This window comes from Shewanella sp. SW32 (genome assembly GCF_025653365.1).
Lineage (GTDB): Bacteria > Pseudomonadota > Gammaproteobacteria > Enterobacterales > Shewanellaceae > Shewanella > Shewanella oncorhynchi.
In genome coordinates this window covers 1-22,941 of sequence record NZ_JAKKSJ010000063.1, presented here as the reverse complement: position 1 = coordinate 22,941, position 22,941 = coordinate 1, and the positions used below count along the sequence as shown (strand labels likewise).

The following is a 22,941-nucleotide window of genomic DNA, read 5'->3' as shown; positions in this document are numbered from 1 at the left end:
AGTTAGATTTCTGAGCTGCCTACCCATTGAGGTAATACACCGTAAAGTAGATACGCATTCCATGCTTGACCACCTGCCAATGCATCACAGTCCAGCGCTTCAAGGGGTCCGCTTGGAAAACGGAAAATATCCTACGCTAAGCCTGTTTTTTGTACAGACTACTATTCACTGAGCGTAATGCGCGGTATTTACCCTGTCCCAGTTTGAGGTTTGTTCTCCAGACGTAATCCCCGCTCAGGTTGATATGTTCCCATCCCAGCGGTGACAGATGGGTAATCAGTTGCTCATTAATCGCGATCCCTTTCCGTCTCAATGAATCTACCGCTCTTTCTATATAGACCGTATTCCACAGCGAGATCGCCGCAGTCAGCAATGTCAACCCACTTGCCCGGTAACTCTGGTTTTCCAGTCCCCGATCTCTGATTTCCCCCAGCCGGTGCATAAAGACTGCTCGCGCAAGGGCATTACGGGCCTCACCTTTATTCAACCCAGCCTGTACTCGTCGACGCAGCGAAGGATCCCGGAACCAGTCCAACATAAACAATGACCTTTCTATGCGGCCAACCTCCCTCAGAGCCTTTGCCAGACCATTCTGTTTAGGATAGCTGGCCAGCTTTTTCATCATCAGTGATGCTGTTACCGTTCCCTGCTTTATAGAACTTGCCAGACGCAGTACCTCATGCCAGTGGGTTTCAATTTCCTTCAGATTCAGGCTGGTTGAGGAGATGATTGACTGAAGCCCCGGATACAACTCAGCTTTCCCATGAATAAACAGCCGCTTGTCATGAAGATCCCGGATCCTTGGCGCAAAAGCGAATCCGAGCAGATGCATTAGCGCGAAAACATGCTCAGTGAAACCTGCGGTGTCAGTATAATGCTCTGTAATTTCCAGATCGGTTTCGTGATACAGCAGACCATCAAGTACGTGTGTTGAATCCCGAACACGGCTGATGACTTTGGTGTAAAACGGGCTGTACTGGTCCGAAATATGTGTATAAATTTGCACGCCTGGCTCCTGACCGTATTTCAGATTGACCTGACCCGCATAACGCCCGTGACTCCCCACCCGAAAGTTCTGTCCGTCAGACGATGACGTTGTTCCATCGCCCCAGAATGCTGCCAGAGGCCGCTTTTTCTGCGCATTAACCAACTCGGCCAGCGCGGCTGAATAGGTTTCATCCCTGATGTACCAGGCCTGAATGCCCTCGAGTGACGATTTTGTCGTTCCCGGACAGGATTCGGCCATTTTTGTCAGCCCAAGGTTGATCCCATCGGCAAGAATGGTGGTCAGTAACAACTTTCTGTCTTTAGGTCTGATGTGATTGTTCTTGAGATGGGTGAAATGGCGGGTAAAACCAGTCCAGCCGTCCACTTCATCCAGCATTTCAGTAATTTTAGGATGAGGTAGCATGCCGTAAACCAGATCGCCAAAAGGGGATGCTGTTGAAGGAACACTATTATCCAGCGGGGTAATTTTCACGCCTTTATCCGATATATCAACATCGGGTAAATCACCGGCCAGCGCCATTGCATTAACTTCCTCCAGGCGCGATGCCAGAAGCGTCAAACGGCTCTCAATGTATTCATGGCAATCGCCCGGAACAGCAAGGGGTAACTGGTTATCCTTGAGTGATTTTTCAAAATCGCCGGACGGGATCAGATAATCATCGAAATTCCTGTAACGGCGTGATCCCTTTACCCAGATATCGCCAGAACGTAATGCTCCCTTCAGCTCATTCAGCACGCAAAATTCGTAATATTTTCGGTCAATGCCGGTGGGGGTAATCACAACTTTTCTCCAGCTTTCCGGGATGAAACCGATTGGTGCGGAAGGTGGTACTTTTCGGAGTTGCTTTCGATACATCTCTTTGACGGTATCCAGCGCGTCACCGAGCTGCATTGCAGCGGGAGCAGCCCTGAACTGCAACGCTGACAGCATCCGGGGCGCGTATTTACGCAGCGTACTGTATTTTTCTGTGATCAGATGCAACGGATCGAAGTTGTCCTTACGTGACAGGAACCGCGTCTCTTCCACGCTGTTGATGAATTCCTGCCAGGGAAGCACGTCTTCTATTGCGGCCCAGGGATCTTCCCCAGACTCTCTGGCGTTAAGTAAGGCCTGCCCGACGGTAACGTATTGCTTCAGTTTACTCTGAATCAGCTTTCCCGTTTGCTGGAGCCGCTCGGCCTGAGTGCGTTTTGCCCTGCTGAACAGACTGCCCAGAATACGCTCGTGCAGATCAATAACTTCATCAGTCAGGGTGGCTCTGGCTTCCGATATGATACAAACCAGCGAGGCATAACGGCGAACATCCGTGAATTTTGCCAGGTCCCGGCTACTCATTTTCCTGCCTTCGCGTGCGAGTTTCAGGAGCCGGTTCTGATGCACGGAAAGCGCAATACCGTCAGGCAGTGCCAGCGACTCTATCGCATTTAACCTGTCGATATGTTGCAGGACATTTTTGCCGTTTATTTTTCCCGGAGGCTGAAGCAACCAGGCCAGCCGTGAAGGTTGTTCACCCTCAGATACCAGCAGGCGGTCCAGTGCCGCTTTTTGCCCCGGTTCAAGCTGCTCGGTCAGCGCAGAAAAAACCGCTCTGTCAGCAAGCGTTGTTGCTTCAGCAAGGGTTCGTTCGATCACCTCAACAGAGGGGAAAATAATCTTATTACTGTGGAGCCAGGAGAGCATTTCTTCCGCAAGTAAAAAACCTCTGTCTGTCCGCATGGCGTGGGGATAAAGGTGGCGAATACAGTTTTTTTGCAGCGCCCGGCTGAAGGGGGATAATTCAAGGTAGCGGTAGAGTTCAGCCAGATGTTCCCAGCGGGTGACCTCTCTTGATGCATACTCTGCCCACAGATCAGGCTGAAGTTTCAAATGAGCCGCAAGCCGGGAAACAACCCCGTAGTGAGGGGACTCATTATTGTCGGGTGGAAATCCTGGCCCTCGCAAATAGCAAAGTAAAACAGCAAAGCCCAGGCGGTTAGCTGGTCTGCGATGTTTATTAATAAGCGCGAGGTCATGTTCGTTCAAAAAGCACATGCGCGTCAGAAGAACGTCATCTTCCGGCACAACCAACAAGCGTTCTTTTTCTTCACTACTGAGTATTTGTCTCCGTGGCATAAATGCTTCCTCTGCATATAGTTTATTTACGTTATTTCTTGCCCTGACCGAAACCGGTCGGTTTCGTACACTACTCTGCAAATCTGTCCGAAAGTAAGTGAAATTCATTTCGTACATGCGTTATGATTCGTACATCCATTTCGTACATAAAATATCACTATGTCACGTGTTTTTGCTTACTGCCGGGTCTCTACCCTGGATCAGACCACCGAAAATCAGAGCAGAGAAATCGAGGCTGCCGGTTTTACCGTCCGGCCCCAGCGACTGATTGAAGAACATATCAGCGGTTCGGTTGCCGCCGGTGAACGACCAGGCTTCACCCGACTGCTTGATCGCATGGAAAATGGCGACGTGCTGATTGTCACCAAGCTGGACCGTCTTGGGCGTAATGCCATGGATATAAGAAAAACAGTTGAGCAACTGGCTGCGTCAGATATTCGAGTTCACTGCCTTGCGCTCGGAGGTGTTGATCTGACAAGTGCTGCCGGGAGAATGACTATGCAGGTTATTTCAGCGGTGGCGGAATTTGAGCGGGATCTGTTGCTTGAGCGCACACATTCAGGTATTGCGAGGGCAAAAGCGGCAGGAAAGCGGTTTGGCCGTCCTTCCACACTGAATGAAGAACAGCAACTTTCTGTGATTGAACGCATTAACACCGGGGTCAGTATCAGCGCCATTGCCCGGGAGTTTAATACCACCCGGCAAACAATTCTTCGGGTAAAGGCAGGTAAGCAATAATCCCAGACCCAAGATTCCAGCGTTGACAGTCTGCTCAGTGCCAATTGCAGACATTCCAACTTTAAGGCTGTAAAGTCCGCTTTTAGGTGTTAGCAGAACGCCCGGCACAGCGGCAGCCGTAACGGAGCGGTTTTGTGTTAATGTTTGAGCGCAGCGAGTAACACAAAACCGCGTAGTGTAGGCTGTCCGCCTGCTGCCGATTGTTAGATGCCAGTGCCACTTAATGAACGCTTGCCTTAGAAAGCAAATTTAAAACCAATACACCGCAAACTATTAAACTAATACCCACGAAACCCCATGCATCAATCTTTTGCCCGTAAAGCCCCCATGCAACAGCAGTGACTAATACTACGCCAAGGCCAGACCAAACTGCATAGGCCACCCCTACAGGAATAGACTTCAAGACCAATGAAAGGAAATAAAATGCAATTCCATAGCCAACAATTACGATGAAAGATGGTACGAGCTTCGTAAAACCTTCACTGGACTTTAATGCAGATGTTGCAACTACCTCTCCAAGAATCGAAATAGTAAGAAATAACCAGCTTTTCATGATCCGCCTCCAATATGATTCGAAGGGAGTATATGTCTTTTTCTCTTAAAATTGCAGTCTTGAAGAAAAAAATTATTCGTGCGCAACTTTCCGGTTAATTACATCTAACGCTGCGCTTTGCGGAAATTTAGGAGCGCCCGCGAGTAAATTTTCCGTAGCAGCGCTTTGTTATGGCTCATTCTCGCACCCAATACAAAACAAGCGCTCCTAGAGGGGTCAGCACGCCTGCTAAGAACAAAAATACAGCAGCACTAAACACCCGGTACTTAATAAACGATATCTTAGAGTTATTTACAATTTGATCACAAAAAGCCAATTCTAATTTGCATTCTTTATGCGAGTCCAGCTCACTATATCGATTAAATAACTCAAGGTATGTTCTTTTGCTGTACTTGCAAGCATGGCCAAAAAACAGGGGGTTATCTCCTTCTTCTTTATTTGGCATTTTTATCCAAAAAGGTGGGACTACCCTTGGTATAAAAGAAGTAAGTGATATAACTATCGCAGCAGCAACAAATATGGTGAATGACGCTAAATACAATGTAGCTAAGACACTTTCTATTGAGAAGGATGGATAAAGCCTAAGCACTCCAAAAATTGCTGCACACCCGAGGGCGTTCAAAATTCTGTGTCAGGCTAATTTTTAAATTTCTAGCACGCTATCTAAACGTCCTTCAAAATAAATCGCTAACTGTGATAAACAAAGGCTCCAATTGTGGATTGGCATGGTCCATTTATCTGAGGCGTTTAATATGCCTGCGTAAAGTAGCTTCAACAAGCTATTTTCATTAGGAAATGCACCTTTGGTTTTGGTGAGCTTTCTAAATTGGCGATGCACAGCCTCAACCGCATTGGTCGTGTAAATCACTTTCCTGATATGTTCTGGGTACTTAAAATAATGGGACAAATTATGCCATTTGCGACGCCAAGAGTTGATTACCAACGGATAAGCATCACCCCATTTGGCCTCCAGTTCGTCCAATGCCATCTCTGCGGCTTCTTTACTCACGGCTCGATACACAGGCTTTAAATCAGCCATAAACGCTTTCTGATTTTTTGAGGCGACATACTTCATTGAGTTGCGGATCTGGTGGATAACGCATAGCTGTGTTTCCGTATGAGGGAAGATACTGGCTATGGCCTCTGGGAAACCGGTCAAGCCGTCAACACAGGCGATAAGAATATCTTTTACACCACGATTATGAAGATCGGTCAGTACGGATAGCCAGTAATTAGCGCCTTCATTTTCGGATAAGTGAAGCCCTAAAATTTCCTTTTTTCCTTTCATATTAAGCGCTAACAATGTGTAAACGGCTTTACTGACGTAACGCCCATCCTCTTTGACTTTATAATGTATCGCATCAAGCCAAACGATAGGATAATGGCTATCTAATGGGCGCTGTTGCCACGCTTTAAGTTCGGGGATGAGTTTGTCAGTGATAGCACTGACTGTTGCGTTAGACACATTGAGCCCATACATATCTTCAACATGTTGATTAATATCGCGATAGCTCATACCTATACTGAACATCGATAACACTTTACGTTCGATTTCATCGGTTAGTGTAGTTTGATTTTTCTTAATCAACTGAGGCTCAAAGGTGCCATTGCGGTCTCTAGGAGCGTCTAACTCAAAGTTACCGGACGGATGCTTAATGGTCTTAGGGGTTTTGCCATTTTTACGATTAGGCTGAGGATCATGTGCTAAATGCTGCTCAAGCTCAGCCTGGAGAGCCGCTTCAGTGAGTTGCTTGATCAGTGGGCCAAGAATGCTGTCTTTACCTGTGAGGCTTTTACCTGATTGCAGATCTTTAAGGGCTTGTTCGAAGTTAAAAGGTTGGGTCATGTGTCATTCCTGTTTTTGAATATTTTACTGAAATGACACAGAATTATGAACACTACCGCACACCCAACGGCGACTAAAGCTCCATTTTTGGCTTCTGCGAACTTTAGCCAATCAACCGTTTGTTTTAATGTACTTTCAAGCACGCCTATTCTTTCTTTGTTCATAGCTAAATATATTCCACCGCAGTTTTAATCACATCACCACCGTAAATATCACCACTATAATCCCTTACGTTAATGGATTTCTTTGAGAACCACCCATTCTTTATGGAATCCGCATTTGGATTAGCTGACTTATAACCATCATAAACAGCTTTAGTCATTAATATTGGACTATAAGATTCACTATACGAGATAGTGGTTTTAAAGAAGGTATAAAAATATTCATTTTTATGCCTTAGCATTCTTGAACTTGTTTCTTCAAGGTCATCAATAAACTGTTCATAGGGCTTAGATTGCCAATGCCAGTCCTTTAAATTTGGATAATAATTACCTTGATGAATTGCAGGAATTGAATAGTTTTCAGTTTTATTTGCGAGTTCTGTAAGTCGTGACGCTGTATTGGCTGGTTTTCCAAGCCATACTAGGCTGCGGTAAAACTCCTTTTCGTCACCTTGCCTAATGGCACCAGACTTAGTTATGAGCATCTTGCCGTAATCAATGCCTATTCCAGCACTAAACTCAAATGATTTAATTCTATTATTCAGAATGTGCTTACAAACGCTATTCATCAGAATTGCTGTATCTACAGCTTTTGTAAAGCAGTCTTGCTTATCAAATACAACCATTACCCTGTCGCCAATAATATTCCTAACGTGACCTCCGTAATAACGAGCACATGCAAGCATTGTTCTTACGAAACTGGAATAAATCTTAGCTAGACCAGAATTCAGATAATAACTGCGACACTCTAATCGAGGTGTAGAAGAAGCCAACTGCTGAAAAGTGGTACGCTTTATCTCGCCAAAGTAAAAGAGTATCACCATGAATTATCAACAGTTGACCGAAGCAAGACGATACCAGATTTCCGTGCTGTTAGAACAGGGCTTTTCGATAGCACACATAGCTAAATGCATTGATTGTCATCGCTCTAGTGTCTATAGGGAAGTTAAACGATGCCAAGGGCAATCACGCTATCAGCCTGATATTGCACACAAGCAGGCTGTCACAATGAGGCGTCAGTCGAGTAAATATGCGATACCCTCACAGCGAATAGAGAGCATCGTCCTTTTGCTGCAATTGGATTGGAGCCCTGAGCAAATCTCGCAAGTGTTGCGTTTGGTGAAGGAGCCTGTCAGTCATGAGTGGATTTATCGCTATATTGCTCGCGATAAACGCCGTGGCGGTAAACTTTATCGTCATTTACGTCAAGGACATAAGCGTTATCGACGCGGTAAAGTAGAGCAAGCTCCTACCATAAAAAACGCCGTATCCATTGACGACAGACCAGCCATTGTTGATAGCCGAGAGCGATTTGGCGCGCAGGTGTATTTTGCGCACCCTTATCGTTCTTGTGAACGTGGTGCGAATGAAAACGCCAATGGATTACTGCGGCAGTACGTCAAAAAAGGGGTTGATTTGAGGCTAGTGAGTAATGAATTAATCGAATTTGCTCAGAATAGAATTAACTATCGACCCAAAAAGTGTTTGAAGTTTAAGCAGCCTGCGGTGGTGTTTCACCAGTTAGCTGCTTAATTGTCGAGTGTCGCACTTCGGAGTTGAATTCGGGATCAGATGAGTTTACAGCTTGAACCTCTTCATCTAGCTCTCTCAAAAAATCTACTAACGACACAAAACTTCCTCAATAGCCATAACAGTTATTATGTAGACCTCTCAGTAACATCCGAAAGGCAAAACAAATTTATACCTATGAGTTTACTGAAGATCAATAACTTAAGAAGCTAGTTAAGGACTTAATTTACATTTAATTTACGACATTACTGAGACTTCTCAGTAATGTCTCCACCCCAAAACGGGGTAATATTATTAATATCAATGTCTTATCTTGGTTTAGCCTCCTTATCATCAGGTGTTACTGAGAAGTCTCAGTAACACACTCGATAATCAACAAAGCATCCAGTGGATGGATATGTTTGCCGCCATCACTTGCATTGGACGTCCCTAACAAAGAAATTAAGGAGCGCTGTTATACGGTCATGTGTTCAGAAACACGTTACCGCACACACATTCAGGCACTCTTTCGCAACGCAGCTTTTAAAAGCGGGAACAGACATTCGTACAGTTCAAGAGCTGTTAGGGCATACGGATTTGAAGACAACTCAAATATATACACATGTCATCGGTCAACATTCATCAGGGACAATTAGCCCTATAGACCGATAATTTCGTTTTAAATAAACCGGGCTTCATGTCCGGTTTTGCGGTAAAAGCGGTCATTCGCATGCGGATTGTGTTGAGGTGCTGAATCTCTGCTTTTCGCTCAGAGCTGCCTGTCATGTCTGCTTAAGAAACGGCCTTAACGTAGGATATTTTCCGTTTTCCAAGCGGACCCCTTCAAGGCTGTCATGAGTCCATCCTCCTTGCGGCGCAGGTACTATAGTTATTTGTGTGCCATCTAAGTCCTGAATTTGGAGATCACATTCAACAAGTGCCCCTGTCAAAAAATCTGGTTCATTCGGGCTTGATGGGCGGGTGATGATGCCAGAGACGATTTTTGTGTCGCTGAAACCAAACCATGACACAGCAGAGTATCTAAGAACAATGACTTAGCTAAATCATATACCCATACATTGACATAAAATAAACCCATAGTCTGACAAATAAGAAATCCAAAAATAACTCAAGTGATAAGTGTAATTTTACTACGAATATCCATATAAACCTTTGCAAACTTACAATGGGATAGAAGCGTGCTACGAAGTTCTAGTTACTCTGACATCTCGGATAACCTCATCTACTCCAAATCACATAAATTGCCTACAAACTGATGACCAGTTTCACTCATTCACTACACCCAGTTCCTTTTTCTTCACTGAAAACTTTAAGCACAACCGTAAAATTCAGCCTTATAGTTTAAAAATTACATAACAAGTGTTTTGTAAAAAAATTTTTTGTATTAGAATTGTGCAAATGGCGACCACTGTCTAAAGATTTCGACAGGCAGACTTCGCAACTTCTATACATTGATCGGGGGACTCAATGAGCATTTTAGAAAATTTCATAAGGTTACTTTTCTCGTTTTTGGAGCTATTTTTACTTCCAGTTTACTTAAGCAAGATTCACGTGTACCACTTTTGAGAAGATGCCTGTATCTACACACTCAATTAGAGTGCAGCAGTGATTATCTGAATTCTGAGCTATTATGAAAATCAATACAAATGTTGACATCGGCAATAAATTGAGAATTGCTAGATTAAGCAAAGGATTATCATTGGATAACCTTGCAGAAAAAATAGGTTTAAGTAAAGCATTACTTTGGGAAATTGAAAATAGAAGTGTTGAAAATTTGGATATACAAATACTTAATGTCATTATTAAAGAGTTAAGTATAACCTACGACAGCGCCTTTGAGAACTATATTAAAGATACTAGTATTTTAAATGATTACAGTTTGCTAGAGCCAGAACAAAAACAAATAGTCAGAGAGTTAATTAAGAATCTAACGCAGAATAATTAAAATACAAACTCCCAATGAAATAGTAATGTATAAAGGCAGTTTACAAACTTAATCAATAAATAGAACTTTGATAATTAAAAATTCTACTATATGATACACATTTTTTGTATCAAAGTGCTGTATTCGAGATTTTTAAACATTATCTTGAAGCAATAATGCTAAAATCTGCCTATGTTATATATTGAGTATAAAATTATATATCTTCCATTATTTACAAGTATAAATTAATTTAAATAGTTAAGATATAGTTATAACGCACCTTCGAATTACTAGTCACTTAACTACTTTGAGCTTGTAGAATCAGAATTATTATAAGTAAAGTTATGCACTTCTTACTTGATAGCAAGACTTATTATGTCACTATCACTTGAATCGTTACTGCCTGGCTAGCAACTCAATTAACCACCACTCTGACACACTTATGCTCAGAGCACATCCCTCGTGCATTCAAAAGCGGCAGATAGATGATCTCTTCTAGATTCTTCATCTTCACTGAAAATCTTAAGCATAAAAAATTGGTTCCCTCTTAGATATTCACATTTTTCATAACAAGTGTTTTGTTAAATGTTTTTTTGTATTAGAATTGCTCAAATGACGAGCTATGCCTATAAGTTTAGACAGGTAGGCTTCGTTACTTCTGCACTTCAATCGGAGGACTCAATGAGCATTTTTGAAAAAAATCATAAGGTTACTTTTCTCATTTTCGGAGCAGTTTTACTTCTAGTTGGGTGTGAGCAATCCCAAATAGATACCAAAGAGACAGTTTCAAGGCCTGTTAAACTCTTGCAAGTGGAGCAGACCCCTAGTACATCAACGTATCGATATCCAGGTAGCGTGTCATCGGTTAAAGAAGCCGTTTTGGCTTTCGAAGTACCTGGTAAAGTAATTAAATTGCATGTAAAAGAAGGTGATTTTGTCAAACAAGACACAGTATTAGCTGAAATTGATGATCGTGATTATCAAGCACAACTTGACAGTGCAAAGTCTGATTTAATTGTTGCTAAGTCTGATTTTCAAAGGTATGAAAAGGCGTTAAAAGCAGATGCTGTTACCCCTCAAGCATTCCAGCAAGCGAAAAGAAATCTTGAAGTTGCACAAGCTGCCTTTAATCAAGCAGATAAAGCTTTAACAGAAACCAAACTAATAGCTCCATTTGCAGGACGCGTAGTTACAAGAGAAATAGACCTCTTTGCAACAGTACATGCTAAGCAACCTATTATGCAGTTGCATAGCGAATCTGCGTATGAAATGGTTGTAAGCGTTCCAGAATCGGATTGGGCGCAAGGAGAAAGAGTCAACTCCGCGGCTGACATAAAGCTTGATAATCAGTTATTTGTTACCCTAACAGCATTTCCCGATAAAAGGTTCGAGGGCAAAATAACTGAATTCTCCGGCCAAGCAGACGCCGCAACCAGAACTTATAAAGTAAAAGTAGCTTTTTCAGTACCAGACAAAACGCCTATCAGCTCAGGCATGACAGGGCATGCTATTTATTTGTCATCTAATGAGTCAACAAACATTCTTTCAATCCCATTAGATGCAATTGTGGGAAATAGTGATAATTCGGCATTTGTATGGCTATATGACCCCATAAATGGACAAGTTACCAAAAAAAGTATAACCATCGGAAATATCACTGAGCAAACTGTCAACGTTCTTTCCGGTTTAAAAGTTGGTGATGTGATTGCTGTATCCGGTGTTCATAGCCTTTATGACGGCTATCCTGTTTATCCAATGAAGGATTAAATTATGAGTATTGCATCAGTTGCTATCAATAATAGGATAGTTACGCTTGTTTTGACTGTAGTTATGCTTATTGCTGGCTTATACATTTTTAATGGGATGAGCCGATTAGAAGATCCCGAATTCACGATAAAAGATGCATTAATAATTACTCCCTACAATGGAGCTTCAGCATTAGAAGTTGAGCAAGAAGTAACTGAGTTGCTCGAAAAAACTGTTCAACAATTGGGTGAGCTAGATAAGGTAACATCAAAATCCGAACGAGGCTTATCAACTATTACAGTAACAATAAAAGAACAATATAATAAGGAAACTTTGCCACAAGTATGGAATAAGCTAAGGCAAAAAATAGATGATGTAAAATACTATTTACCACCAGGTGCTGGTCCATCTTTAGTGATCGATGATTATGGTGATGTCTATAGCATTTTTATGGTAGTTAGCGGCGATGGATACAGTTTTAAGGAATTAAAAACATACGTAAACGATCTGCAGCAACAATTACTTTTAGTAAATGGCGTAGGGAAAATAACAACTTTCGGCGAAAAGAGCGAAGCAATTTATATTGAGTTTAATCGCTCTCGCATGGCTCAGTTAGGTATATCACCAGAAATAGTAGCCGCTCAATTGAACGGTAAGGGGGTGGTAGTTGATGCTGGCAGAGCACATGTCGGAAGTTCTAGCATCGCCGTTTCCACAACAGGTGGTTTCACAAAAGTTAGCGATTTCGAAAAGTTACTTATTACTCACGATACAAAACAGTTTTACCTAAGCGACATAGCTAAAGTTAGCAGAGGCTATGTTTCCCCAAGTACACAGTTAATTAACTTTGATGGTAAGGCCGGAATCGGCTTGGGAATATCAACAGTATCAGGTGGAAATACTGTTGATATGGGTGAAGCTGTTTTAGCAAAACTATCTGAATTAGAAAGCCAACGACCTGCAGGAATAGAGTTTGGCTATGTTTCATTACAATCTGAAGGTGTTAAAGAGGCCATTTCCGGTTTTACATCAAGCTTAGCTGAAGCTGTTATTATTGTTATAGTGGTTTTACTTTTCTTTATGGGTTTGAGAAGTGGCCTTCTTATAGGATTTGTATTAATTTTAACCATCGCAGGATCGTTCATATTCCTTGCCCCCATGGGAGTAGCATTAGAACGCATTTCTCTTGGCGCATTAATTATTGCACTGGGTATGTTAGTTGATAATGCGATTGTTGTGGTCGATGGCATTTTGATAAGAATGCAAAAAGGCGAAAGTGCAGAAAGTGCGGCACCTAGAGTTGTAAATCAATCAGCTTGGCCTTTACTAGGAGCGACATTAATTGCAATCCTAGCTTTTGCAGCTATTGGCACCTCAAATGATGCTACTGGTGAGTATTGTCGCTCATTATTCCAGGTTGTAATGGTATCTCTGTTATTGAGCTGGGTAACAGCAGTAACTATTACCCCACTTCTATGTGTAATGTACTTAAAAGCGCCTAAAAGTACTGATAAGACCTCACCATATCAAGGAACATTTTATACAAAATACAGAGGCTTATTAGCATCTAGTATCCGACATAGATACTTAAGTTCAGCATCAATTATTGGCATTTTTGCTCTGTCATTATGGGGGTTCTCGTTTGTTCAGCAGAACTTTTTCCCCAGCTCAACTAGGGCACAATTTATGGTTGATTTCTGGTTGCCACAAGGAACACACATAGAAGAAACCCAGAAACATGCTGAATCAGTTGAAAATTACTTAGGAAATCTAGCAAATGTTGAGCACGTTACTACAACCATTGGTGAAGGTGCATTGCGATTTCTACTTACCTACCAGCCTCAGCAATCCAATAGCAGCTATGCGCAATTTTTAGTAGATGTAGACGATTACACGGTAATCAAAACACTAATACCTAAAATTGAAGTCGAGCTTTTACAAAAGTATCCTGATGCTCTTGTTTATGCCTCACCTTTTGAGTTAGGGACTGGTACAGCTGGTAAAATCCAAGCAAGGATCAGTGGACCTGATACGGATATTCTAAGAGAAACATCTGATAAAGTTCTTGAAGTATTCTCTAAAGAAAGCAATACCAAAGGAGTCAGAACTGACTGGCGAAACAAACAGCTTTACATAGAGGCTGTTCTTGCTGAAGAACAAGCAAATATAAATGGAATTAATAGAGGAATGGTTGCAGAAGCCATTAAGGAATCATTTGAAGGAGTAACTACCGGAGTATATAGAGAAAATGATTTACTACTGCCAATTATTATACGAGCTAATGAAAATGAACGTTCAGATATTACAAATATAGAGAATGTGCAAATTTGGAGTCCCAATGCACAAAAAATGATCCCCCTAAGACAAGTTGTTCAAAGTTTTGAAACAAAGTTTGAAGATGGTTTAATTCTTAGAAGAAATAGGGAACGAACTATCACAATTTTTGCTGATCCGGTTACCGGCACAGCTTCAGAATTGTTGGCGACATTAAAACCACAAGTAGAAGCTATTAAAATACCACCAGGATACACTTTGGAATGGGGGGGAGAATATGAAGACTCAAGTAAAGCGGAGAAGGGACTAGCCTCGAGTATCCCGATATTCATCTTATCGATGATATTAATAACTATAGTAATCTTTAACTCGTTAAAACAAACATTAGTTATTTGGTTATGTGTACCTCTGGCTTTAATCGGTGTAACAGCAGGTATGCTAGCAACTAATCAACCATTTGGATTTATGGCATTACTAGGATTTTTAAGCCTCATTGGCATGCTTATAAAGAATGCTATTGTTCTTGTTGATGAAATTAATCTAGAACAAAGTCAAGGTAAATCACTTATAAACTCCATATTAGATTCCGGAGTAAGCAGGCTACGTCCAGTTGCGATGGCGGCTCTTACTACTGCATTAGGTATGATTCCGCTTATTTTTGATGCATTTTTTGTTTCAATGGCAGTTACCATAATTTCTGGTTTAATGTTTGCTACCGCTCTAACAATGATCGTATTACCAATAGTATATGCACTAATATTTAAAGCTGAAAATCCTTAGCACAACACTTGCCGTGTGACATTAGTCACACGGCAAGTTGTGGACTAATGAGGCTAAGTATACCTTTTTTAAATTGAGCAATTTTTTCTATCGACAACCTTTCTGGATAAATAGATTGCATTATCATCATGCCATCTCCCATAGCACTTAACTGTTCGGCTAGTATTTCTGCAGGGATGTCATTTCTAATTTGTTTTGACTTTTGTCCACTCTCTATAAAATGTTTTAGTTGGGAAATGAAAATGTCATACCTTTTTTGGGCATAATCAATAAAAGTTTTATCTTCGGCAGCATAGAATTGCACTTGTAAAAAAGCTTTCCATATTTCACCACCATCACTATAAGTCCAGTTAATCCACTCCTCTACAGCCTGTTTTATATCAATTTCAGTATTTTTAGCTAATAAAAGCGAAAACCTATTAAATAATTCATCCGAAACTCCTTTCATTAACTCACTTTTATTAGAAAAATAGTAAGTAATAGCACCTGTAGTTACCTGCGCTTTACTTGCAAGGTTACGCATCGACAATCCTGCATAACCATCAGTGACAAGCAAATTAATCGCTGTACAAAGCAACTCATTTCTTTTTTCATCATGATCACCAACTGGACGTCCACGCGAAGATTTAGTTATTTTTTTTGTATTCATACTTATCCATCAAAATAGAGTTTTTATTACAATATTAATTTCGCGAGTTACATTTCTCAACGACACTCTTTTACGTTAAGCTACAGCACACTCAAAAAAGCAAGCTGAATTTCAGCATGTTTCGCACTAACATTAACCGCAAAAACCACACATAACCAACTGTTATAAAACAACTTATAAGAGCAAGCATCAATAGGCTATACTTCCCTAAAACAGAATTTTGTATGCATAAAATAGCATTGTTGTTCTTCGCTGAAACGTATTTTTTCTAAAAATTGTCTACCCCCTCTAAAATTGGGAGCCAGATTGATGCTGCATTGCAGAACTATGAACCCTATATTTTATTCTGTACCGCTATTTTAAGCATCAACCTTGATTTTAAGACATGAGTCTTCACAGTTTTATTATAATATTACTTAATGAATTTATCATTAACAGGCTATAGTTATGAGTAAGTGCAGAAAACGCCTACTAATTGCATTTTTCATCACTAAGCACAGAGACCAGTATGTCGAAAGAACAGAGTTAACCGATTAGATGTTCGTTATCTAATAATGGTATAGCTTGAAGTAATTCGAACCAACACTGGGTATAAGACCCTTACTAAACCAGGGCAACAAACATAAATGTATGAGTATGAGATAATGATTAATAGTCGCTTTCAACTTCAGGTTACTATATTTTTTCACTTTAAAAACAGTAGGATATAACTTTTCTGGTGTCATCAAATGTTTGTTCCACCCGACTGGATTAATAAACTGGTGCAATCCCCAATAGTTTGGCAACCAAGCCATTAATCAAATAAAATCAATGCGTTAAAATGTATTAAAACAATAAAGTAGAGTCATTTAATCAAAATAGACACAAATTAAAGCTGGCTATGCTAAATTAAATGATGTTAATAAACCGGTTAGAAACAGGGGATTATGATGATAAATAGTGACAATTCAACTTTATTAACATTTATTGAAATCATAAAATTTGAGGCAAGTGAAAAATATTTGATAAAAAAATATTTTGATTATCGTATTTGTACTACAGCGATACTGTTATTACTAATACCCTTAGGATTTGCAGAAGGCTTATTTGACCATATAACCACACCTGAATTGAATGGTGAGCTACTAGAACTTAGATTATATATGTTTTTTTTGATTATCCCTGCGATTTTAACATTTAAGGCAAAGAGTGTTAAAATCGCAACAGCAACTATTATTGTGACTGTGATCTTCATATCTTTTCTTTCAATAAAAATGGCTGAGATTTTAGGTGAAGAGGCTATTTATACAGTTACTACCGTGGCTATTTACCCTTTCCTTATATTCTTCATTTTAATTGGACTTTCAATATACATCCAAATTACTGCCCTATTTTCTGCTTTTTTGTTTGTTATACATTACAAGTTAGATGCAGCTACGAATATGGATCTGCAAAACATTTATTTCCAAATAGCATTTCTTTATAGTCTTGCCGCATTGTTAGTAATGCTAATTTTCTCTTGGAGTTATTACAATCGTTATTGCCTTGAACTGGCTCTAGAAAAGGGGTCAAGAACTGATCCATTAACAGGTGTAGCTAATCGAAGACATTTTGATAGTTTGCTTAAATCCGAGGTTAATCGAAACTCTAGATTTGGAAGCGCTTGTGCTCTCATTATACTAGATATAGATTTTTTTAAGCGCATTAATGATACATACGGACACCCAACTGGAGATAGTGTTATTTGTTCCCTTGCGAATTTCTGCGTAACCCTCTCCCGGGAAACAGATCTGGTGGCTCGACTAGGTGGAGAAGAATTTGCAATAATTCTCCCCGATACAAACATTAGTAGTGCAAAGAATCTAGGAGAACGAATCAGGTTACATGTTGAGAACCAATCTTTAATAAGTGAAACAGGAGAGAAAGTAATATGGACAATTAGCTTGGGGATCTCCGCCTTACAAGAACACAAAATTACTAAAAATAATAATGAGTTTATTGCTGAGCAATTAATTCAGCATGCAGATACAGCTCTTTACGAGGCTAAAAAAGGCGGACGTAATAGAACTGTTTTATATGACAGTGAATAAAAGATCTCATTGAATTACCAACAATTCGCCAAACGACTGTCAACTCCTGAATAACACATATGACATGTATTACTTGACGTAACTTCAACCTGTAAGGCATGCAATCACTTCTGCATTATAACATCTATTTACGTGCAGAAATCGAGCGTTTACGCGCATATTTGAGCTGTTTTAGCTGCAATGAAAGTGAGTTAGCTGCTATTCTGCGTATGCACTAATTAGTGAATAAATAGTCAAATTTTATGTGTTAGCTATTCTGTAATCGTAAAGTTCGGAAGTGCTCAAGTTGACCCATCGTTCACCCACTAGTTCAAATTGGACAAAGTAAGAGTATAAAACAGTGGCCGATTTTACTTAGCCACTACACCTCTCTATTGCTACTATTAACCAAACTGAATCGCCACTGATTTTCCAGACTCGGTTCTACAGTAACAAATTCACACATATCGAAAAATTAACCCTATATACTTAAGATTGAATCAACAATACAGCATTGCGACTCACGTAACTGGTCCTTCATTTTAAGCAACATACAAGAACGTGTGTTTTCGAGCAGTTATGAGCTGTTTTTGAAGCGAATTGTTAGATTATGTCGATAGTCTTCACGTATGCACATGAAACAGCATAAAAATTCAGATTTTGACTCACATCTGACTTTTCACTTAGGGGAGCAGAAACATCTCAGTACACAACGAACACGAGATAGCTGAGCTTTATATGTGAATCTGTATGTGAGGAACAGATTCACAAGCTCACTTTAGGACAAAACTGAGCTAGGCACTTTGTTTATTGAAAATAAAAAACCTCTCCCCATAATAATGGAAAGAGGTTTTGCTGCCTTTTCGGCGGGTATCTCAAAGTCAACTTGTAAATGACGATTTTCACGATTTTCAGCTGCCTATTCGGCAGGTCACAGTTTGGGGCTGAGTTTGCCATTTTCCTAAATATTTTCAGCTGCCTATTCGGCAGGTCACGATGAAGCAGACCACCTCGATTACCCCACGCTATTTTCAGCTGCCTATTCGGCAGGTCACACTATTTATCAAGACCTTCTTTAAAATCAAACATTTTCAGCTGCCTATTCGGCAGGTCACTGCGGAATTTTTCCCAGTCATAGCCCACGTTTATTTTCAGCTGCCTATTCGGCAGGTCACTATACACTTATAAAATAAACCTATATAAAATCAATTACTAGAGCCAAAATTCAGAAAATAACCATATAATATCTTAAACAGATAATTGGCTTTAAAATTAAAACGTTACAGTAACCACCAAACCAAAAGGTCAGATTTTATCTACAAGATGAGATAGCTCCGGTACTGTTCCATTTAGTTGTAAATTGGGGTTCTAGGGATTTTCCCCTCTAAAGTAACATAAATCGCCATACTCACCATATTTAAAGGCATACAAAGGTGGGTTACTTCTCCAAAGTATGGCAAATTATGAGGTTAACAACCCCTTAAACTTAATTTAATTCCTATGGCTATAAAAAACGAACTATCAATTCTTACCAAAGCTGAGCAGCTTGATCTATATTCTCCGCCGCTATTATCACTTGAACAACAACGATTGTATTTTACGCCAAACGAGATCGAGTTAACAGAGTTGAAAAGTATTCGCCTAAGGAACCACCGATGCTATTTCATTGCGTTATTAGGGTATTTTAAGTCTAAGCCTGTGATTCTTTCACCTAGCTTTAACCTCATCTTTGACGATATGCAGTTTATTTCAACGCAAGTTCAAGGAGGCAAAGGGATCAGGCCTTTCAGCATTAATAAGATGCAGCGTGACCGTATATATCAAAGAATACTGAGGTTATTAAACTATCAGAAATGGGACGAAAGTCTGCACTTTGCGCCGCTGTACGAACATCTTGTTATGGTCGGCAAAGCTTGGCTTGAGCCTCGTTATCTATTCGATGCAGCCGCTGAATATCTAGCAACGCATAGAATTGCCATCCCTAAATATACTGTCTTACAAAAGCTTATCAGTCGTGTTATCCAACAGGTCAAGAAGGCGTTAAATAATAAGCTTCGTATTCATGTTTCATCTGAACTACACGGATTTCTAAATACTATTATCGATGACAAAGATGGGCTCTCCTTAAGCCAGCTTCGAGCCGGTGCAAAAAGCGTTATGGTGACAGAGCTAAAAAAAGAACTGACGGTGTATCATCAGTTACAGCCTTATACAAGACAGATTGATAATGCTGTTAAGGGCTTAGCCTTATCGTCTAAAAACCAACAACACTTCGGTGAAATGGTGGATTATTATGGCAGTAAACTAAAACGCTTTAAGCGTCCACAGCAACACCTATGGTTGCTGTGTTTTCTGACTCAACGCATACGGCAAAGCCTAGAGCGATTGGCTGATGGGTTTATTCATCATATCCGTAAACAACAAGAAGCTGCGCATGCGTTTGCCCAACAGGCAGTGTTTGACTCATGGAGGTCAGCTGCAGACAATGTCACCAAAGCCGCAGAATTACTGCATCTGTTTGTTGATGACAGTATCGACGATAATCAACCATTTGCAACGGTTAGGCAACAAGCATTAAGTGTAATGAATAACCAAGATATAGAAACGCTATGCCTGTACTTAAAAAAGCAAAAACGCACGGTAGAAGAATATCAATGGCAATATTATGATGATCAAAACGGGTTAATTGAGCAGTTATTAAGGCCCGTGTTTCTATGTCTTGAATGCCAAGCAGGTAAAGGCTCAGAAGCATTAGTGACCCAGCTCAAAACCACAAAAACAGAACTATTAGCAGGTAATACATTGCAAACAATGGATAGTACACTTATCCAACAAAAACATCGTCCATGGTTAATTAACAAGGATGTTGTTCATCCACAGCGATACGAATGGTTGCTTTACCGTCAACTGGCTTCTCGGCTTAATGGTCGAATTTACTTATCAAACGTCACTAAATATCGTGCGCTAGAAGACGACTTAATTGCATCGTCAATACAGCCTGATCTATTGGCATCATCAACATTGGAAAAGCTAAAGCAGCCGATTCAGAAGCTACTGCAAGTAAAACAAATACGCTTAACAACATCCCTAGAAGATGTTGCTCGTCACATTGATAATGGTGATAACCGCAATGTGATCATGAAGAGCCGAAGTGGCACACGATGGCGACTGCCAGTTAAAGGCTCCCAATCACTTGTCAACAACCCTTTCTTTAAACAAATGATCCCCGTCAGTATTGCTGATGTGTTGCGTTATGTTGAACAAGAAACCAACTTTATGCAATGCTTCGCACACGTGCTGCCAATACAAAAACAAGTAGGCGCCAATCAGGATGATTTATTGGCTATTCTAATTGCGAATGCGACACATCGCGGCGTATATGGGATGGCACAAATATCTGATCGCAGTTATGAGCATCTAAGCACTATACAAGCTAATTATATTAGGCCTGAAACCTTGCAAGAGGCTAGTGATATCATCAATAACGCAGTAGCGGCACTCCCTATTTTCCGCCACTATCACATCCAAGAAGACGTCCTGCACGCCAGTACCGATGGGCAAAAATTTGAAACTCACCTTGAGACTTTTAAAACTCGCTACTCCTCGAAATACTTCGGCACCAACAAAGGTATTACGGCCATGACGTTAGTTGCCAATCATAGTGCGTTAAATGCCCGTATCATAGGATCTAATGAGCATGAGTCCCATTATATTTACGACTTACTACAATCTAATACTAGTGATCTTAAGCCAGATGTCCTCTCAACCGACACCCATGGTGTTAATCATGTTAATTATGCCTTATTGGATTTATGCGGTTATAGTTTTGCGCCTAGGTATGCTCAGTTCACCAGTGTGATCAATGACCTATTTAACGTAACTGAAAGCGACGACGGAAACACGCATCTGGCGCTGAAAAAGCCGATAAAAATGAATGTGATTGAAGAAGGCTGGCAGGATATTCAGCGTATTGTGTTATCCCTTCAAGAAAAACGCACAACACAGGCATTGCTAGTACGCAAATTATCTGGTTATCCATCTAGACACCCTATATTACAAGCATTAACGGAATATAATAGGCTCATCAAAGCCCAATATTTACTTGATTATATTGATGATGCAAGTCTGCGCCAATATGTTCAACGAGCACTGAACCGAGGCGAAGCCTGGCATTTCCTCAGGCGAGCTATTGCATCGGTCAATCGTGACCAGTTCCGTGGAAAAAACGAATCAGAAATAGTCGTCTGGAACGAGTGTGCCCGTTTGACGGCAAATGCTATTATCTACTTTAACTCGATGATCCTAAGTCATCTATTACTGCACTTTGAAGAAGTTGGTGACGAGGAAAAAGCAGCAATAACTCGACAAGTATCACCCGTTGCATGGCAGAACATTAATCTGAGCGGCACTTATCAGTTCGCTAGTAACCGCAAACTACCTGATTTACAGGAAATAACTAGGCCTATTGTTGAAAATGAAGTCTAAAATGAAAGGTAACCCAGCTCCACAAGCCATTAACTGCGAGGGTTGTGGCGATTTATGTTACTTTAGAGGGGAAAATCCCTAGAACCCCAATATGCAGTTTCGCAGCGGCGCGAGCGAAGTGAAGTTCCTCGGCGAGCGCCATAAAACAACGTAGATGTCGAATTTCCATGCGTCCCCTACTAATCGTCGATCTATTCAGTATTTAAAACTCGCTGCCATGCTGCGTTCTTCCAACTCAAGGACTCAGGGTGAAGATTGCAGATTCACATGCTCTGGCGAACCAGAAAGCGCTTTAGCGAGAACACCCCATTGCACGGCTGCGTCGGCGCGAGCACGGACCAGAGCCGCTCGCTGGGACAAGGTGCCACGCTCCGCTTCTGCAACAACGGTCGCATCCACCTGTCCCGCCTCAAAGAGGCGTCGACTGCGGTCAAGGAGTCGATCAGCGACGACAAGACCATCGACCTGATGCTGCAGAGAAGTCCGCTGGGTCTGCCAGCCCAGATAAGCGTTCTCCACATCCTGAAGCGCAAGCAAAACCGTGCGTTCCAGGTCAGCCTGTGCGCCGCGACTGCGTGCTGAGCCCTCGTCGATTCCCGCTTGTATTGCTCCACCGTCAAAGATCGGAAGCGTCACACCCAAGCCCAGAGAGAAAATGTTCCCTGCCACACGTGTTCCGTTGTTCTCGAAGCGTTGGCGCCCACCACTCAAATCGAGCACAAGTTTGGGGAACCGCTCGCCTTCTGCTGCGTTCCATCGCGCCGTCGCCGCTGCAAGACGCGCCTGCGCGGCTCTGACGTCGGGGCGCTGCTGCAGCAATTCGCCTGGCACGCTTCTGGGAGTCCAATCGGGCATGGTGAGAGAGGCAAGCGCAGGACCGCTGCCAAGCGCCCCCGGAATCCGGCCAACGAGCACATCCAAGGCATGCGTTGCTTCGCCGCGTACGCGTCGCAACTGCTCTTGCTCCACCCGGAGGGCGATGACCTCGGAACGCGTGCGTTCAATGTCAAAGCCCGTAGCTTGACCTGCCTTGAACTTCTGCTCTGTCAGACGCTCAAGGCGCTCGGCGACTTGAAGTCGCTCTTT

General features: G+C 41.4%; 14 protein-coding genes, 2 pseudogenes and 1 CRISPR repeat array. Of the genes and pseudogenes, 8 read left to right on the top strand and 8 right to left on the bottom strand.

Annotation, left to right across the window (positions count from 1 at the left end; translation table 11 throughout):
- Positions 1 to 136: 136 nt before the first annotated feature.
- Complete coding sequence (locus tag L5M28_RS22810) at positions 137 to 3,121, bottom strand: Tn3 family transposase (protein WP_043495657.1); 2,985 nt, start codon at positions 3,119 to 3,121, stop codon at positions 137 to 139.
- A 159-nt stretch (positions 3,122 to 3,280) separates the two neighbouring features.
- Here L5M28_RS22810 and L5M28_RS22805 point away from each other — a divergent pair, with 159 nt between their 5' ends.
- Positions 3,281 to 3,859 (top strand): recombinase family protein, encoded by a 579-nt coding sequence (locus tag L5M28_RS22805; protein WP_086903633.1) that lies wholly within the window; start codon positions 3,281 to 3,283, stop codon positions 3,857 to 3,859.
- Positions 3,860 to 4,079: 220 nt separating this feature from the next.
- Here L5M28_RS22805 and qacK read toward each other — a convergent pair whose 3' ends face one another.
- From qacK to L5M28_RS22785, 4 genes are all read right to left on the bottom strand, one after another.
- The gene (gene qacK / locus L5M28_RS22800; RefSeq protein ID WP_034732386.1) at positions 4,080 to 4,412 is read right to left on the bottom strand and encodes a quaternary ammonium compound efflux SMR transporter QacK; all 333 of its coding nucleotides are present in this window, start codon (positions 4,410 to 4,412) and stop codon (positions 4,080 to 4,082) included.
- A 175-nt stretch (positions 4,413 to 4,587) separates the two neighbouring features.
- A complete protein-coding gene (locus tag L5M28_RS24245) occupies positions 4,588 to 5,001 on the bottom strand; it encodes a Pycsar system effector family protein (RefSeq protein WP_263266985.1) in 414 nt (137 codons plus the stop codon).
- 54 nt (positions 5,002 to 5,055) lie between these two features.
- Positions 5,056 to 6,258 carry an IS256-like element ISSod4 family transposase gene (locus tag L5M28_RS22790; RefSeq protein ID WP_241163984.1) on the bottom strand — a complete coding sequence of 401 codons (1,203 nt, stop codon included), beginning with the start codon at positions 6,256 to 6,258 and terminating at the stop codon, positions 5,056 to 5,058.
- Positions 6,259 to 6,424: 166 nt separating this feature from the next.
- Positions 6,425 to 7,045 (bottom strand): hypothetical protein, encoded by a 621-nt coding sequence (locus L5M28_RS22785; RefSeq protein ID WP_263204469.1) that lies wholly within the window; start codon positions 7,043 to 7,045, stop codon positions 6,425 to 6,427.
- A 196-nt stretch (positions 7,046 to 7,241) separates the two neighbouring features.
- Here L5M28_RS22785 and L5M28_RS22780 point away from each other — a divergent pair, with 196 nt between their 5' ends.
- From L5M28_RS22780 to L5M28_RS22760, 5 genes and pseudogenes are all read left to right on the top strand, one after another.
- Complete coding sequence (locus tag L5M28_RS22780; RefSeq protein WP_263204468.1) at positions 7,242 to 7,952, top strand: IS30 family transposase; 711 nt, start codon at positions 7,242 to 7,244, stop codon at positions 7,950 to 7,952.
- A gap of 378 nt (positions 7,953 to 8,330) precedes the next feature.
- Positions 8,331 to 8,600 (top strand): annotated as a pseudogene (locus tag L5M28_RS22775) (tyrosine-type recombinase/integrase); the annotation flags it as partial.
- 979 nt (positions 8,601 to 9,579) lie between these two features.
- Complete coding sequence (locus L5M28_RS22770) at positions 9,580 to 9,894, top strand: helix-turn-helix domain-containing protein (RefSeq protein WP_041412840.1); 315 nt, start codon at positions 9,580 to 9,582, stop codon at positions 9,892 to 9,894.
- A 660-nt stretch (positions 9,895 to 10,554) separates the two neighbouring features.
- Complete coding sequence (locus tag L5M28_RS22765; protein WP_011718582.1) at positions 10,555 to 11,640, top strand: efflux RND transporter periplasmic adaptor subunit; 1,086 nt, start codon at positions 10,555 to 10,557, stop codon at positions 11,638 to 11,640.
- Between the two features lie 3 nt (positions 11,641 to 11,643).
- Entirely contained in the window at positions 11,644 to 14,673 is a 3,030-nt protein-coding gene (locus L5M28_RS22760; protein ID WP_234594914.1) for an efflux RND transporter permease subunit, read from the top strand.
- Positions 14,674 to 14,698: 25 nt separating this feature from the next.
- On the opposite strand, the gene L5M28_RS22755 is transcribed toward L5M28_RS22760, so the two are convergent.
- Positions 14,699 to 15,322, bottom strand: coding sequence for a TetR/AcrR family transcriptional regulator (locus tag L5M28_RS22755; protein WP_011718584.1), 624 nt, complete (start codon positions 15,320 to 15,322; stop codon positions 14,699 to 14,701).
- A gap of 929 nt (positions 15,323 to 16,251) precedes the next feature.
- On the opposite strand from L5M28_RS22755, the gene L5M28_RS22750 reads away from it, so the two are divergent.
- Positions 16,252 to 17,391, top strand: coding sequence for a GGDEF domain-containing protein (locus L5M28_RS22750; protein ID WP_166485392.1), 1,140 nt, complete (start codon positions 16,252 to 16,254; stop codon positions 17,389 to 17,391).
- An 886-nt stretch (positions 17,392 to 18,277) separates the two neighbouring features.
- Positions 18,278 to 18,545: direct repeats of the CRISPR family, unit length 28 nt; unit sequence ATTTTCAGCTGCCTATTCGGCAGGTCAC.
- A gap of 325 nt (positions 18,546 to 18,870) precedes the next feature.
- Positions 18,871 to 21,855, top strand: a complete 2,985-nt coding sequence (locus L5M28_RS22745) for a Tn3-like element ISKox2 family transposase (RefSeq protein ID WP_008126957.1) — start codon at positions 18,871 to 18,873, stop codon at positions 21,853 to 21,855.
- Between the two features lie 88 nt (positions 21,856 to 21,943).
- Here the strand turns inward: L5M28_RS22745 and L5M28_RS24240 are convergent.
- Together L5M28_RS24240 and L5M28_RS22740 are read right to left on the bottom strand one after the other, a co-directional pair.
- Positions 21,944 to 22,024: pseudogene (locus L5M28_RS24240) on the bottom strand (LysR family transcriptional regulator); the annotation flags it as partial.
- 74 nt (positions 22,025 to 22,098) lie between these two features.
- The coding region (locus tag L5M28_RS22740) for a TolC family protein (protein ID WP_263204467.1) at positions 22,099 to 22,941 on the bottom strand (843 nt) is incomplete at its 5' end.

Excerpts from the sequence above, each read along its gene's own strand:
- L5M28_RS22760 (WP_234594914.1), top strand. The coding sequence starts at position 11,644 with ATGAGTATTGCATCAGTTGCTATCAATAATAGGATAGTTACGCTTGTT.
- L5M28_RS22765 (WP_011718582.1), top strand. The coding sequence starts at position 10,555 with ATGAGCATTTTTGAAAAAAATCATAAGGTTACTTTTCTCATTTTCGGA.
- L5M28_RS22780 (WP_263204468.1), top strand. The coding sequence starts at position 7,242 with ATGAATTATCAACAGTTGACCGAAGCAAGACGATACCAGATTTCCGTG.
- L5M28_RS22750 (WP_166485392.1), top strand. The coding sequence starts at position 16,252 with ATGATAAATAGTGACAATTCAACTTTATTAACATTTATTGAAATCATA.
- L5M28_RS22785 (WP_263204469.1), bottom strand. The coding sequence starts at position 7,045 with ATGGTTGTATTTGATAAGCAAGACTGCTTTACAAAAGCTGTAGATACA.
- qacK (WP_034732386.1), bottom strand. The coding sequence starts at position 4,412 with ATGAAAAGCTGGTTATTTCTTACTATTTCGATTCTTGGAGAGGTAGTT.
- L5M28_RS22790 (WP_241163984.1), bottom strand. The coding sequence starts at position 6,258 with ATGACCCAACCTTTTAACTTCGAACAAGCCCTTAAAGATCTGCAATCA.
- L5M28_RS22770 (WP_041412840.1), top strand. The coding sequence starts at position 9,580 with ATGAAAATCAATACAAATGTTGACATCGGCAATAAATTGAGAATTGCT.
- L5M28_RS22745 (WP_008126957.1), top strand. The coding sequence starts at position 18,871 with ATGGCTATAAAAAACGAACTATCAATTCTTACCAAAGCTGAGCAGCTT.
- L5M28_RS22810 (WP_043495657.1), bottom strand. The coding sequence starts at position 3,121 with ATGCCACGGAGACAAATACTCAGTAGTGAAGAAAAAGAACGCTTGTTG.
- L5M28_RS22755 (WP_011718584.1), bottom strand. The coding sequence starts at position 15,322 with ATGAATACAAAAAAAATAACTAAATCTTCGCGTGGACGTCCAGTTGGT.
- L5M28_RS22805 (WP_086903633.1), top strand. The coding sequence starts at position 3,281 with ATGTCACGTGTTTTTGCTTACTGCCGGGTCTCTACCCTGGATCAGACC.